Annotated in this window: 15 protein-coding genes and 2 tRNA genes; 15 read left to right on the forward strand and 2 right to left on the reverse strand. The window is 44.6% G+C overall.

Annotated features, from left to right (window positions below; all coding sequences use genetic code 11):
- The 14 genes from A3773_RS15875 (at position 1) to A3773_RS15940 (ending at position 12,128) form a co-directional block, all read left to right on the forward strand.
- A tRNA-Asp gene (locus A3773_RS15875) sits at positions 1-77 on the forward strand.
- 98 nt (positions 78-175) lie between these two features.
- A tRNA-Val gene (locus A3773_RS15880) sits at positions 176-251 on the forward strand.
- Positions 252-420: 169 nt separating this feature from the next.
- Complete coding sequence (locus tag A3773_RS15885; RefSeq protein WP_067988164.1) at positions 421-1,359, forward strand: sensor domain-containing diguanylate cyclase; 939 nt, start codon at positions 421-423, stop codon at positions 1,357-1,359.
- A 202-nt stretch (positions 1,360-1,561) separates the two neighbouring features.
- Positions 1,562-2,458 carry a 1-aminocyclopropane-1-carboxylate deaminase/D-cysteine desulfhydrase gene (locus A3773_RS15890; protein WP_067988166.1) on the forward strand — a complete coding sequence of 299 codons (897 nt, stop codon included), beginning with the start codon at positions 1,562-1,564 and terminating at the stop codon, positions 2,456-2,458.
- Between the two features lie 103 nt (positions 2,459-2,561).
- Entirely contained in the window at positions 2,562-3,443 is an 882-nt protein-coding gene (locus A3773_RS15895) for an NAD(+) kinase (RefSeq protein WP_067988173.1), read from the forward strand.
- Position 3,444: 1 nt separating this feature from the next.
- Positions 3,445-4,425 (forward strand): metallophosphoesterase, encoded by a 981-nt coding sequence (locus tag A3773_RS15900; protein ID WP_067988174.1) that lies wholly within the window; start codon positions 3,445-3,447, stop codon positions 4,423-4,425.
- Positions 4,425-5,297 (forward strand): rhomboid family intramembrane serine protease, encoded by an 873-nt coding sequence (locus A3773_RS15905; protein WP_067988175.1) that lies wholly within the window; start codon positions 4,425-4,427, stop codon positions 5,295-5,297. Before A3773_RS15900 ends, A3773_RS15905 begins: the two co-directional genes overlap by 1 nt.
- Before the next feature lie 3 nt (positions 5,298-5,300).
- On the forward strand, positions 5,301-6,173 hold the full coding sequence (locus A3773_RS15910; protein WP_067988176.1) for an alpha/beta fold hydrolase: 873 nt from the start codon (positions 5,301-5,303) through the stop codon (positions 6,171-6,173).
- Between the two features lie 69 nt (positions 6,174-6,242).
- Complete coding sequence (locus A3773_RS15915) at positions 6,243-6,515, forward strand: YeaC family protein (protein WP_067988178.1); 273 nt, start codon at positions 6,243-6,245, stop codon at positions 6,513-6,515.
- Positions 6,515-7,342, forward strand: coding sequence for a DUF2797 domain-containing protein (locus A3773_RS15920; protein ID WP_067988179.1), 828 nt, complete (start codon positions 6,515-6,517; stop codon positions 7,340-7,342). The genes A3773_RS15915 and A3773_RS15920 overlap by 1 nt, the downstream gene beginning before the upstream one ends.
- Positions 7,343-7,358: 16 nt before the next feature.
- Positions 7,359-9,989 (forward strand): aminopeptidase N, encoded by a 2,631-nt coding sequence (pepN, locus tag A3773_RS15925; protein ID WP_067988181.1) that lies wholly within the window; start codon positions 7,359-7,361, stop codon positions 9,987-9,989.
- A 141-nt stretch (positions 9,990-10,130) separates the two neighbouring features.
- Positions 10,131-10,526, forward strand: coding sequence for a hypothetical protein (locus A3773_RS15930; protein ID WP_067988184.1), 396 nt, complete (start codon positions 10,131-10,133; stop codon positions 10,524-10,526).
- 79 nt (positions 10,527-10,605) lie between these two features.
- Entirely contained in the window at positions 10,606-11,202 is a 597-nt protein-coding gene (locus tag A3773_RS15935) for an HAD family hydrolase (RefSeq protein WP_067988186.1), read from the forward strand.
- Between the two features lie 371 nt (positions 11,203-11,573).
- The gene (locus A3773_RS15940; RefSeq protein WP_067988188.1) at positions 11,574-12,128 is read left to right on the forward strand and encodes a hemerythrin domain-containing protein; all 555 of its coding nucleotides are present in this window, start codon (positions 11,574-11,576) and stop codon (positions 12,126-12,128) included.
- 10 nt (positions 12,129-12,138) lie between these two features.
- On the opposite strand, the gene A3773_RS15945 is transcribed toward A3773_RS15940, so the two are convergent.
- On the reverse strand, positions 12,139-13,275 hold the full coding sequence (locus A3773_RS15945) for a sensor domain-containing diguanylate cyclase (protein WP_067988190.1): 1,137 nt from the start codon (positions 13,273-13,275) through the stop codon (positions 12,139-12,141).
- Between the two features lie 106 nt (positions 13,276-13,381).
- Positions 13,382-13,987 carry a riboflavin synthase gene (locus A3773_RS15950; protein WP_067988193.1) on the reverse strand — a complete coding sequence of 202 codons (606 nt, stop codon included), beginning with the start codon at positions 13,985-13,987 and terminating at the stop codon, positions 13,382-13,384.
- Between the two features lie 116 nt (positions 13,988-14,103).
- Between A3773_RS15950 and A3773_RS15955 the strand changes: the two genes are divergently transcribed.
- The gene (locus A3773_RS15955; protein ID WP_067988200.1) at positions 14,104-14,997 is read left to right on the forward strand and encodes a TIGR01777 family oxidoreductase; all 894 of its coding nucleotides are present in this window, start codon (positions 14,104-14,106) and stop codon (positions 14,995-14,997) included.
- Positions 14,998-15,034: the final 37 nt, after the last annotated feature.

Consider the following 15,034-nt stretch of genomic DNA (forward strand, 5'->3'; position numbering starts at 1 on the left):
GGAGTGGTAGTTCAGTTGGTTAGAATACCTGCCTGTCACGCAGGGGGTCGCGGGTTCGAGTCCCGTCCATTCCGCCACTATTTTGAAGTTTGAAGTAATCACATTTTAACTGTGTTCTTTCAGGCCTTTCTTTTCAAAATGCTGAGAAGATCGTATAAAAGCTAATCTGCTTAGTGGGCGTGTAGCTCAGTTGGGAGAGCGTCGCCCTTACAAGGCGAATGTCGGGAGTTCGAGCCTCTCCACGCCCACCACTTCTTTTCTTTATTATTTCATCCCATGTTTTTGTATTTTAAGCATTTAACATGTATCTTCTCTGTTCTATAGATTAAATTTTAATCAGATTTTTGCTCTTATTTATGAGTGAAAAAACGAATGCTATTTTTTCTATAATTATAAAAATAAAAGACAAGGAGCGTGTGGGTGAAGCATGTGGATGAATCGGTGATAGTCTCTTTGTGCCCTGACCCTATTATTGGGGTTGATGGTGCGGGGATTGTTCGAATTTTTAATGCGGCAGCTGAGAAACTACTCGGTTATGCGGCTGCAGATGTCATTGGTGTTTTGAGTATCGCTCGTATCTATCCAAGTTTGGATGATGCTCGAAAAATCAAAAAACTTATTTATTCTGATGATTATGGCGCGAGAGGGCTAATCGAAGGGTACGAATCTGCATTGGTGTGCAGTGATGGTGCTGTTGTCCCTATTCGCTTGTCAGCGGTGATTATGGATGAAGATGATGGTGGCAGCATCGGGTTTTTCCATGATTTAACTGAACGATATGACTTAGAACGGCAATTACATATCCTTTCTGTTACGGATGAATTGACGGGGCTGTTTAATCAACGTCATTTTTATAAGGTTATGGCGAAGGAGCTTGATCGCGCTAAGCGTTATCACCACCCCTTAAGTATTATTTGCTTTGATCTAGATGATTTTAAGCAGGTGAATGATTCGTTGGGTCATTTAGAAGGTGATAGGGTACTTCGTACTATTGGTGAACTGCTTAAGGATACGTTGAGACAAATTGATATCCCGGTTAGGTATGGTGGCGATGAGTTTATGGTGTTGTTGCCTGAAACAGACATACAGGCGGCGGCTAAAACGGCAGAGCGTATTCGGAAAGCATTTAATACTAAGTGTGCCTATAGTATAGATAAAGGGGCGGGTGTTATTGCTAAAGTCTCTATGAGCTTAGGGGTCACAGAAACTAACGGTACTGAGAAACCTGATCAAGTTGTACAGCGGGCTGACTTAGCCATGTACGAATCTAAAAGCTCTGGTGGGAACAGCACGGTGTTGATCAAGCAACATATTGGTGATGTCGTTCAGGCAGGGCCGAGTGGCGGTGAACGTATTTAGGTCTGATTTTACCTCAGGTGATGCTATTGCTCTTCAGCATCATCTGAGTAGTCATCGTCATCGTATTCATCATTATCTTGATAGAGCAATTCTTCTGTATAATCTTCCATTCGTTTCTCCTCTTTTTTAAGTACTTTACGTCAGTTACATGTCTTATTTGTGACAGTAGTATTTCTCTTTTGTTACTTTGTTTGGTTTGTCTATGTTTCATCCAGTGTATGAGTTACCTGTTGTTTCACTTAATTTTCCGTCTGCGCGCCAGCGTGGCATAGGTATACACCTGCTAAGGCTTGATCAGATTGATGAGCGAGTAAGTGGGAATAAATGGTTTAAACTAAAATACAACCTTAAAGCGGCTGGTGAGCAAGGCTTTGATAGGGTGTTAAGTTTTGGTGGTGCCTATTCTAATCATATTCATGCCCTTGCGTGGGCGGGTAAGGTCTTAGGTATAAAGACGATTGGTGTTATTCGAGGGGAGCCCGAGTATGCAAACAATCCTACTTTAAGCGATGCTGCCCGTTGGGGAATGGAACTTCACTTTGTCACGCGTGCTGAGTATAAACGGCGGCAGGATGCGGATTTTCTGCACGCTTTGAAAGAGCGGTTTGATGATCCTTTTATTGTGCCGGAAGGGGGGAGTAATGCCTTGGCGGTTAAAGGTACTGCTGAGATTGTCAGCCGCGCTATTATCAGCGATTTTGGCATAGACCACATCGTACTTCCTTGTGGAACAGGCGGGACATTAGCGGGTGTTGCCGCATCTCAGCCCGATATAAGTGTCGTAGGTATCCCTGTTTTGAAAGGGGCTGAATTTCTAAATGATGATATTGAAAGTCTTTTAAAATCAGCGGGTTGTTCTGATTTGAATAATTGGGTGTTAGAGTGCGGTGGTCATTTTGGCGGTTATGGAAAAACAACACCTGAGCTTTTAGCTTTTATTGCGATGATGGCGAGCGATTACGGTATTCCGTTAGATCAGGTTTATACCGGTAAGATGCTGCTGCGAGTAATAGAATTAATTGATGCTGATTTTTTTGTTAAGGGGAGTCAGTTATTAGTGCTGCATACGGGTGGTTTGCAGGGGTTAAGATCGCTTTAAGGTCGTTATTTGTTATAAAAACTTATTGAAAAGATTAAGAAAAGTCAGTTAGATGAAGGGTCGTTTCTATTTTTTGCGTGTAAACAGCTGATCCGGAGTAAAAATGGATTACTTTCGTAACATCGGTCTTATTGGCCGTTTAGGTAGTAAGTCGGTGATTGATACTTTGAAGCATATGATTCGCTTCTTAGGTGATCGTGGCCTCAATTGTATCTTGGATGAGCGAATCGCCGAGATGATGCCTGGTCATGGCCAACAGACCAGCACCCAAAAAATGATGGGCGAGATTTGTGATTTAGTGATTGTTGTTGGCGGTGACGGCAGTTTATTGGGTGCTGCGCGCTCATTGGCTCAGTACCATGTGCCGGTTTTAGGTGTAAACCGAGGTAATTTAGGTTTCCTAACGGACATCGCGCCGCAGGAGATTGAGGAAAAAGTTGCCGAGGTTTTAGAGGGCAAATATACCGTTGATAGTCGTTTTTTGCTTGATGTGATTGTGAAAAGGGACGGTGTCCCTATTGGTGAAGCCACGGCATTAAATGATTGTGTATTACATCCAGGTAAAGCGGCGAGAATGATCGAGTTCGAGCTTTATATTGAAGGCCAGTTTGTCTATACGCAAAAATCAGACGGTTTAATTATTTCTACGCCGACAGGCTCAACCGCCTATTCGTTGTCGGGGGGTGGGCCGATTATGCATCCTAAACTTGATGCGCTCGTCTTGGTCCCTATGTTCCCCCATACCTTATCAAGCCGGCCTATTGTGGTTAATGGTAATAGTGAGCTTAAGTTGGTTATTAGCCCGAATAATAGCGCGTATCCAACCGTCTCTTGTGATGGGCAAAAGGATATTAGCTGCGCGCCTGGTGATACGATTACTGTGCATAAAAAACCACATAAGTTGAAACTACTTCATCCCTTAAATTATGACTTTTACAGTACCTGCCGAGAGAAACTTGGTTGGGGTACTAAGCTCGGAGGTTAAAGTGACGAGCGACGTAAAGGGATATGATCTTATTGGCGATGTGCATGGCTGTGGTTTAAGTCTAAAGAAACTCTTGGCTAAACTCGGCTATTCAAAGCGGAAGGGGGTCTATTCTAACCCCGGTAGGCAGGTTATCTTCTTAGGGGATATTGTTGACCGTGGCCCTCGTATTAGAGAATCCCTTCATCTTGTTTATGACATGGTCGAAGCGGGCCATGCCCATATTGTTATGGGCAATCATGAATTTAACTACCTGAGTTATGTCACAAGAGGGCGAGAAGGGAGTGGCCTGAGTTATTTACGTGAACATAACCCTCGCCATCACCGTATTGTCGCTGAGACACTTGAACAACTGGCTAACTACCCCGATGAAGAAGAGGTTTTTCTTCAGTGGATCAGAGAGATGCCTGTTTATTTAGAGTTTGATCGCTTTAGAGTTGTGCATGCGTGCTGGCATCAAAAGCTGATTGACCGATTTGAGGCTGAATACCCTAACCATGTGATTGATGATCGTTTTTTACATCGATCATCTAAACGGGGAACCTTTGAGTGGGCGTTGATGGACCGACTGTTACGCGGCACCCATTTACGCTTACCTAATGGTGAAGCGATGGTGAGTAAAGATGGTTTTGAGCGGCGCTTCTTTAGAACAAAATTTTGGGCAGAAGAGCCTGAGTTTTATGGGGATGTGGTGTTTCAGCCCGACCCTTTACCGGAGCATATTGCCCGAATGCGCTTAACGGACCAAGATTATAATGATCTTTTGTATTATGGTCCTGAGGAAAAAATGCTTTTTATTGGGCACTATTGGCGTGAGGGGCAGCCTGCCCCAATAACATCAAATATCGCCTGTTTAGATTACAGTGCGGTTAAATATGGAAAATTAGTCGCTTACCGTTTAGACGATGAAACGGTTATTCAACCCGATAAATTTATTTATGTTGATGTAAGAAGAGAAATTGCGGATGAGTCCAATTTGTAATGATTAAAGTATTTACCGTTCCATTACAGGAAGATCTGACTGAGTTTACACAGTTTTTATGGCAACAGCAGGTGCCGCATCGCGTTGTTGAGAATGGCGAATTTCAAGCACTTTGGATTGAGGCGAGTGTTAATCCTGAGGATATATATGCCCTATACCAGATGTGGCGTGAAGGGGGCGACCTTTCACAGATGCAGTTCTCAGTATTAACGGTTGAGCCTTCATCAGGGGCAGGTCAACAGCGTAATTTTCTTGAGTTAGCTAAAACTGCTTGGTTTTCAACGTCATTAATAGTGGTCAGTATCGTACTGAGCTTTGCGATTGGCTTTGGCGATAATGTGGAGCTGTTAAGGTATTTCAGTATTGCAGATCTCGTGCAGAGAGATGACGGAATTTACAGTACCGGCCTGGCGGGCACCATAGAGACAATGGAGTATTGGCGGCTTATTACGCCTATATTTCTACACTTTAGTGCGGCCCATATTATCTTTAATATCCTTTGGATTTGGATCGCGGGAACACGCATTGAATGCCTGCATGGTCGGCTGCCTCTGGTTGTGTTGGTGGTGTTTTCGGGTGTGGCCTCAAATTTAGCCCAATACTGGGTGAGCGGTCCTTTGTTTGGTGGTTTATCGGGGGTGGTGTTCGCGTTTTTAGGCTATTGCTGGTTGTGGGATAGGCTTTACGCCCCTAAGTTAGGTTTGCCAACGGCCCTAATGGGGTTTATGGTTTTTTGGTTAGCGTTAGGTTACAGCGGTATTTTGAGTAGCGTTGGTTTTGGCTCAATAGCTAATACTGCGCATCTCGCTGGGCTTGTAGCAGGCTTAATTTTCGTGCCTTTGGGCAAACGATTGGCGAAAGCCAAAGGATAGTAGATGGACGCAACTATGTTGTCGCTTGAGCTTAAGCAACGTTATGACGCACAGTCAAAAAAAGTGGATTCAGTCGTACCTAATTTGGCTGGAAATTACGTACAAACCTCGTTTGGCCCGGTGTGGGTTATGACGGCGGGCGCAGAGGATGCGCCTCCGTTATTATTGCTGCATGGTTTGCATACAGTGGCCCCTTTTTGTATAGAGTTTTTTGCTAAGCTGGCTGAAAAATACCATATTATTTGTCCTGATATTCCGGGGCAGGCGGGTAAAACGCCCGGTATGGCGCCAATCCCTAATAATCAGGCTTATGCGATCTGGCTAGATTCATTACTGGATAGCTTAAAAATAGAGCGTTGTGCGGCAGTCGGCCTTTCCTTCGGAGGGGCTTTATTATTAGATCTGGCTACGCGATCGCCGACACGGTTATCGGCGGTATCACTGGTGGTGCCTGCGGGCTTTTTTCGGCCTATTTGGCGGCCGCTAAAAAAACTCTTTATGCCCTTTATTGGTTTTAAATTACATACGGATCAGCTTCACTTTGATCAGTTGATGAAGCCGTTAATGGGCGACAACTGGCCGGAGCTGGAGTCCTATTATTTTTCAGTCTTTCAAGCAGGAATACCGATGACACTGTTGCCGCCGGGGCCTTTTGAAGCGAAAGATTTAATCAAATTCACCTCGCCTGTTCAGTTGATTCTTGCGACGGATGATATTTATTTTGCCCCAAGCAAAGTCGAAAAATATGCACGTGCTGTGATGCCTAACTTGTCTCAAGTGATCGAGATTGAGGACCTACATGTGCCGAGTGTTGAAAATAGAGAGAGAATTCAAGATCAAGTGCTTGAGTTCATGCAGAAAGAAAGTAGGGTGTGATAAACTTTCCCTCTTTCTAAAGTGCGAGCATTTTGGTCGCTCGCCTTATGTTGTGTATGAGATAAATGTATGAATTATGAAGAGCTTATTCAGGCGATGACCCCTGATATGCACCAGTCGTTACAGCGCGCAGTGGAATTAGGTAAATGGCCGGATGGTCGTAAGTTAACCGTAGAGCAACGAGATATCTGTATGCGTGCGGTTATTGCTTATGACTATGAAAATAAGCCAGCCGATGAGCGCGTGGGATTTATCGACCGGACTAAAAAGGATGGCTCTCAGCATGGGAAAGATCCTTTGCAGGCCGATACGATTAAAATACTGACCGATGATAAGAACTGATGCAACAACTTGCGTGCGGTGCATTGCAAAAGATGCGCACAGAACTGTCTGACACGGTTACTTATTTTTTGCCCGTAGGTGATCAAGAAGTTCCGATGAATGAGCTTATAGGAAAACCTATAACTCTCCATTATCAAGGGGCGATTAACTGCACTCACTGCGGTCGAAAAACCAATAAAAGTTTTAGCCAAGGCTATTGTTACCCGTGCTTTAAAAGCTTGCCCCAATGCGATCAATGTATTGTTAAACCTGAGCTGTGCCATTTTCACGAAGGTAGCTGTCGTGATGAAAGCTGGGGAGAGCAGTTCTGCTTCCAAGACCACTATGTTTATCTTGCCAACTCCTCTGGGGTTAAAGTCGGTATCACCCGTGGTACTCAGGTTCCTACCCGCTGGATGGATCAGGGGGCGGTTCAAGCCCTGCCTATTTTTAAAGTCGCGACTCGTCTTCAGTCGGGTAAAGTCGAGCGTCTGTTGGGTGAGCATGTGGCAGATAAAACCAATTGGCGCAAAATGTTGAAAAACGACGTGGAAGATTTAGATTTAACAGCGACAAGAGATCTGTTATTTGAAACGTGCCAAGCGGGCTTGCTTGCGTTAGAAAATGAATTTGGTTTACACGCAATGCAACGGTTACCGGATGCCGAGCAGATAGAGATTAATTACCCTGTTTTAAACTATCCGCAAAAAGTTACATCGTTCAATTTTGATAAAACGCCCGAGGTTAGCGGCGTGCTTCAAGGGATAAAAGGCCAGTATCTGATTTTAGATACCGGTGTTATTAATATGCGTAAATTTACTGCTTATCAGGTAGCGATATCAGCTTGATAACTAAGGTGTTGGAATGTCACAGGAACCAAAAGCGATCTATTTAAAGGACTATAAAGTCCCAGCTTACCTATTTGAATCTACAGACCTACGTTTTGAACTGTTTGAAGATGAAGCGCTCGTTCACGCTGAGTTGGTCATCACTCGAAACCCAGCGTGTACAGCCAGTGCACCGGCTTTAGAACTTCATGGTCATGAAAGCGTTGAGCTGGTGAGTTTGTCGCTTGATGGGCGTGCGTTGACTGACAACGATTACGTTCGGGAAGGGGAGATGCTGACCATCGCAACACCACCTGAGCGTTTCTGCTTAACGTCCACTACCCGTATTCATCCCGAATCAAACACTGCACTTGAAGGCTTATACAAGTCCGGTGGTATGTTTTGTACCCAGTGTGAAGCGGAAGGCTTTCGCCGTATCACCTTTTTCCCCGATAGACCTGATGTGATGTCGGTTTTTAGAACAACGGTCGAAGCCGATAAGACACGCTACCCAGAACTACTGTCCAATGGTAATCCGGTCGCGCGTGGTTTGGCGGACAATAATCGCCATTGGGTGACATGGGAAGATCCGTTCCCTAAACCGGCGTACCTTTTTGCGTTAGTGGCGGGGGATCTTCTACATATTGAAGACCGTTTCGTCACGATGTCAGGCCGGAACGTTACACTGAAAATATTTGCTGAAGAGAAAGATCTCGATAAGCTCGATTATGCTATGACGTCGCTCAAAAATGCGATGAAGTGGGATGAAGAGACCTATGGCCGTGAATATGATTTAGATATCTACATGATTGTGGCGGTGGATTTCTTCAACATGGGCGCCATGGAGAATAAAGGGCTTAATATTTTCAACACCTCATGTGTCTTGGCTAATGCGGCAACAACAACTGATAGCGGCTTTCAGCGCGTCGAAGCGGTCGTTGCCCATGAGTATTTCCATAACTGGTCGGGTAACCGAGTGACCTGTCGTGATTGGTTTCAGCTGAGCTTAAAGGAAGGCTTTACCGTTTTTCGTGATGCTGAGTTTTCTGCTGACATGAACTCCCGTACCGTTAAGCGTGTTGAAGATGTGAGCCTGTTAAGAACTGCACAGTTTGCTGAAGATGCGGGGCCTATGGCTCACCCTATACGTCCGGAATCATTTATTGAGATATCTAACTTCTATACCCTAACGATCTATGAAAAAGGGGCAGAAGTTGTACGTATGGTACGGACATTGTTAGGCGAGGCGCTTTTCCGAAAAGGCTCGGACCTTTATTTTGAACGCCATGATGGCCAAGCGGTCACGACAGAAGATTTTATTCTGGCGATGGAGGATGCCTCAGGGCAAGACCTGTCTCAGTTTAGGGCCTGGTACCATCAGGCTGGGACGCCTGAACTTCATGTTAGCGATCAGTTTGATGCTGCGACGGGGGAGTATAAATTAACGGTTAAACAAAGCTGTCCACCAAGCCCAGGTCAAGAGAAGAAGTCTGCTTTCCATATTCCATTAGCGATGGGTTTGCTGAATGAGAAGGGCGAAGAGGTTGAGCTACCTAATGGCGAGACGACTCAAATCCTTAATGTAACCGAATTTGAGCAAACCTTTACCTTTAGCGGTTTAAGCACGAAACCGGTGCCCTCTTTATTACGCGGTTTCTCTGCGCCCGTTAAGCTTTTTTATCCATACCAACGTGATGAACTCATGTTTTTAATGGCTCATGACAGCGATGGTTTCTGTCGTTGGGATGCGGCTCAGAAGCTGGCTGTCGATATAATGCAGGCACTTATTGCAGACTTCCATCCGGATAAGGCCATGGTGTTAGATGGTCGCTTAGTCTCTGCTTTTCGTAGCGTGCTCGATGCTGAAGGGTTGGATAAGGCGATGGTCAGTAAGGTATTAACTTTACCTTCAGAAGCCTACCTGTCTGAGTTGTCTGACTGTGTTGATGTCGATGCTATTGATGCCGTACGTAAGTTTGTTCGCCATTCCATTGCCGTACAGTTAGAAGATAGGTTGCAGGCTGTATATCAAGAGAATGATCTGGATATTGCCTATAGCCCCGATGCGGGTTCTGTTGCACGTCGCAGTCTTAAAAACCTCTGCTTATCTTATCTGATGAGCCTTGAGACTGAAGCGAGCCTTCAGTTAGCCAGAGCTCAATATGAAAAAGCCGATAATATGACGGATATGCAAGTGGCTTTGGTCTTGGTTGCCCATTCATCGTTTAGGTCAGATGCGAAAGCACTGCTGGCTGATTTTTACCAACGTTGGAGTGGGGAAAGTTTGGTGGTTAACTTATGGTTATCGATTCAAGCATCAGACCCTAACGAAGGGGCTTTATCCCGCGTACTGGAACTTATGCAACATCCGGCGTTTGATGGTAAAAATCCGAATAAACTGCGCTCTGTTATCTCTGTGTTCTGTGCACAAAATAGTACTCATTTTCATGCACTCGATGGTAGTGGCTATCGCTTTTTAGCGGATCGAATTATTGAGCTGAACAGTCAAAATCCACAAATAGCGGCAAGAATGCTGACGCCATTAACGCGTTGGAAAAAGTTTTCTGCTGCAAGACAAGCGCTGATGAAGGCTGAGTTAGAACGAATTAGAGAGAGTGGCGACTTGTCAAAAGATGTTTTTGAGGTTGTGAGTAAAAGTTTAGTGTAAAAAAGTTGAACATTCTCCTTAAGCTGGGGGGACGTATCGTTTTCCCTCGGCTATACTCGCTGAGGAGTGTATGCCAAGTTTTATCTTTGGACTTGGTTTGAAGTGAAAATAATAAAATATACGTATGACTAAGGATGCAATATGTCACAGTTACTGTCTGCGGAAGATAAGTTTGATATTCAGCAAAATTTCAGACGTTACATGCGATTAAAGGATAGCCATGAACTGGCTAATGATACTTATAAAACAGCTAAAGCGAATAGGATCTGGATAGCCGGGATTATTTTGCTTCTATTTGCCTTATCATCTGAGTTTTTCTTAGGTGCGGCAGCTGGGCTTTTTGGCGTTTACTTTTATAACTTGATCATTAGTTGGCTGGATGTTAATTCGAGTGATGAAAGCATAGAAGAGCTTGATCGCTGGTTTGCAACAAAGCATTTAAAGTTTGAAGGGCGTATCTTATATTTCAATAACGATGAGTTATTAGAAAACCCGTTAGACCCTTTTAATGAGGCGAGCTTTTCCGCTGCTGAATAATTGCCTCATATGACACCTGTTACTGCTAAGTGCCGAAAAGTGAATGCTTTTCGGCATTTTTATATGAGTTAAAGATTGCATGGTTAACTTAACGCACAAGCGTTATTGGATTTTTGATCTTGATGGCACCCTGACTAAGCCGGTGCATGACTTTGCCTATATTCGTCATGAATTAGGTTTACAGCCAGATGTCGATATTCTCTCTGCCATTGCTGCTCAGCCAGCAGAGGAGCAACGCACAATGTTGGCGCGCCTCGATGAGCTGGAGCGTTATTATGCGGCACAGGCAGAACCTGCTGAGGGTGTTGTTGAGCTTCTGGCTAAGCTGCATGAGAACGAGTGTTGCTTAGGTATTTTGACTCGGAACACCCATGAATTTGCCCTTTTATCGTTGGAAGCGATTGGGGCGGCTAACTTTTTTGCCCGTCAAGATGTATTGGGGCGTGACGAAGCGGCACCCAAACCCTCTGCTGAAGGTATAAATATACTTTTAAATCAATGGGTTGCTCCTAAAGAGAAGGCGGTTATGGTGGGGGATTTTCATTTTGATCTTCTTGCTGGCCGTGCGGCTTCAGTGACAACTATCCATGTGGATAGGGCTGAGCGTTCTTGGCCTGACGCGACAGATATTCGTGTGAGTAACTTATTTGAGCTCTACGCTCAGCTTAACGACTAAACTGGCCTAGGGTTTGCATTAACCTGAGTGAGAAAGCGTTTGCTTTACTCTTGGCCTATGCATTGATGATCTATCGTTAGAGGGTCTTTAATGCGATTTTTCAGACCAAAGTGTTTATCACTTTGGTCTTTTTTTTGCCTATTTAAAACGAACGCTAGCATTGCGGTGTGCGCGACGTACCTCTCCTCATGCAGCATTTAAAATAAATAATGTTGCGGTGCAGCATTTTTTTTATTCTAACCCTCTCTAAATTGATCTTTATCAAGCGCGTATCTGCGTTTTCTCTATATTTTATGTAATAGGTTAGCTTTTGATGACCTTAGCAAAAGCCGGTTACGTTGCTGCTTGTAACTTTTCGTTTGGAGATACGTATGACAATACTTACTGAACTACATAAAGATCATGTCAATCTTAATAAGTTGCTGGTCGTTCTACGGCGTAAAGTGGATAAGCTAAAGGCGGGTGACCCCCCTAATTTTAATTTGATGGGCGATGTGATTCATTACATAGCGCATTACGCTGATGGCTATCATCACCCGCGCGAGGACAAGCTGTACGATTACTTCCGTGGCCGCTCAAGCGTACTCGACACGCATTTAACGGATTGTGCTGCAGAGCATGGCAAACTTAAACTGTCGAGCACACAGCTTTCTGAGGCGATTGATGGTGTGCTTCACGATGCGGTTATACCGATGGGTGAGTTGGTGGATTTATTAGATCAGTTTGTCCGTTTGCAGTTGGACCACCTTGATTCAGAAGAGGGCGTGTTATTCCCGCTTATTGATGATGCTGCTTCTGAAGAGGACTGGGTCAAACTGGATGCATTATTAGTGGAGCAAACGGATCCGCTGTTTGGTGAACATAAAGCCGCAGAGTATATTGATCTTTATCGTGATCTTATTGCGGACATCAATGCTACACAATAGGTGCTGAAACTCAATAAAGGTCGGCTTGGATTTTAGGGGTTTCAAGGTGTGGGAAGGGCATAAACGCGACTTGATTACGGCCACTGTCTTTTGAGTTGTAAACCGCCTTATCTGCCGCTTGGATCAGCTGGTAAGCCATATCTTCTAGTTTTGTCGTAGGATTTTTTTCGGGATGGCAGAGTGACACACCAATGGAGGTTGTCATTCTGAAGGGTCGAGAAAGTTCATCACGGAAGATTAAGCTCGCCAGTTTTTTTCTGAGGGTTTCTGCAATGCTTAATGCACGTTCCTTGTCGCAGTTTGGCAGTAAAATAGCAAACTCCTCCCCACCGTAACGGGCGATGGTATCGGTTTTGCGTAGTTGTTTATTGAGAAATAAGCCGACGGTACGTAGCACTCGGTCGCCGGTCTGATGTCCGTATGTATCGTTGACCATCTTAAAGTGGTCTAGGTCAATAAATAAACAGGCGAGTGAATGGGCAGACCGGCTAGCGCGGGATAGTTCACGTACAATCTCTTCTTCAAATGATCGACGGTTGTGAACTTTAGTCAGCATGTCAATGCTGCTGAGTCGATGAAGGTTCTCTTGGTTAATGCAGTTTTCTATACAGACTGAAACGACCGATGCTAAGTGCTGAATATAATCATAGCGTACATGTTCGGTATAACGGCTTGCATCACTGCTGCCTAAGTGAAGGCTACCAATAAGGCAGTTTTGCCTAATCAATGGCAGTAAGGCGCATGACGCTACAGGACTATCGGCGACGGGGAAGGCTTCACTTTTAAGGGCTGAGCTGGGTGTCCCTATAATCATCTTTTGATTAGGATAAATTGACTTGAGTAATCGTTGGCTTTGGACAAAGCGTAATGTGTTGCCCGTTGCTGGGGGAACGTACTCATCCAGTAAGCTGCGTGCGGCATGTTCAGGATCAAATAAAATTAAGTTCACGCTACTCAATCGAAAAAGCGCTTTAAAATCAACTAATATAAGTTCCAGTAACTCCGATAAACGGCCACAGGAAAGCAGGCGAAGCTCTACTTCAAAGAAGCTATTAAGAATGGACTCATTACGCTCAGCTTTACTGACCATAAGCCGCAAGGTGCGTTTGAGTTCCTGATTCTCTTTTTCTAATGAGTTCAACCCCATCCCATTTCCTTTTAAGAGGTGTGCATTAGTGTATCGGCCAATTCCTAAAACTATATAGTGATTTTAATAAGATTATATGAAAAAAATATGCAGCGAATTAAACAGGTTAACGATTGCTTAAATACTGCTCAACACTGTCCACAATCGCTTGGGTGTGGGCATCAATCTCCATATTAACTAGGCTGCCAGCGTCTAAATTGCCAAAGGTGGTGATTGATAAGGTTTCAGGTATCAGAAACACATTAAACGTATCGTCTTTAATTTCGCCAATGGTCAAGCTGCATCCATTAAGCGCAACAAAGCCTTTAGGGAAGATATACCGTTTCCATTCGGGGGTAATGTTAAACCAAAGAATCCAGTTATTTTCGGGTTTATCTATATGGCTAATCGTGACGGTTTGATGGATATGCCCAGAGAGTAAATGCCCTCCGATTTCGTCACCAAATTTTGCGGCCCTTTCAAAGTTAACAACGTCTCCCTCTCTCAGGAGGCTTAAGTTTGTGACCCGCAGGGTTTCCATAATAAGGTCAAAGCTGACCCGGTTCTTGTTAAAGGCTGTAACCGTTAGGCAGGCACCATTGAGTGCGATACTGGCGCCTAATTGGAGGTTGTCACAATGCTCAGGTGGTAGTTCTACGGTGAGGTGCATAAAAGAGGACTTTTTTTCTAAGCTGCGAACAACCGCTTTTCCTTGAACAATGCCTGTAAACATGTGGGTACTCGTTAAAATTAAATTCAGAAGCGTGCTAATCTAAACAATGGTTAACATCGTATCAATATTGAGCGCCTTATGCAGTGCTTATTATTGAATGAATAAAAGGAACTACCATGAATATTTTAATGACAGGTGGTACCGGATTTATCGGTCAACATCTTATCCGCAGACGCTTAGCACTTGGCGATAAGGTGTATTGTTTGACGCGTAATGTGGAGCGTGTGAACGCGTTGTTTCAAAATAAGGTTGAGGGGGTTTGTGCATTATCCGAGCTTGAGGGGCAGCGCATGGATGCGGTTATTAATTTAGCGGGGGAACCGATTTTAGATAAGCGTTGGTCGGATGATAGAAAACAGCTTATTTATCAAAGTCGCGTTGGATTAACCACGGATCTCGTTGAGTGGATTGGGCGGCAAGCGAGTAAACCGCGCGTATTGGTAAGTGGGTCTGCCATCGGTTATTACGGTAGTCATTCAGCTGAGACCCTAGAGGAGGATAGTACATGCCATGCGGGTTTTACCCATACATTATGTGCTGATTGGGAGCGTGCAGCCTTAAACGCGACAGACTTAGGCGTGCGTGTTTGTGTGTTACGTACTGGGATTGTCTTAGGAGAGGGAGGTGCGTTAGCTAAAATGGTATTGCCTTTTAAGCTGGGTCTTGGCGGGCCTATAGGGGATGGGCAGCAGTGGATGTCATGGATACACATTGATGATGAGGTCAATATCATTGAAATGCTTATGCTGCAGGATCAGCATGAGGGGGCATTTAACCTGACGGCGCCAGACGCGGTGACTAACCGAGTGTTTAGTAAAACGTTAGGTGCGGTATTGCATCGCCCTACGTTTATGCCGATGCCTTCGACACTCATGAAATTGATACTGGGTGAGGGGGCAACATTATTAGTCGAGGGACAAAAGGTGACGCCTGCAAACGTGTTAGCGACCGGTTATGAATTTAAATACCCTGAGCTAAAAACCGCCTTAATGTCTATTTTGACCGATTAAACCTGACTGTGGGGGCGCGTCTGAGTGGAACGCTGCG

Source organism: Neptuniibacter pectenicola (assembly GCF_001597735.1).
GTDB classification, from domain to species: domain Bacteria; phylum Pseudomonadota; class Gammaproteobacteria; order Pseudomonadales; family Balneatricaceae; genus Neptuniibacter; species Neptuniibacter pectenicola.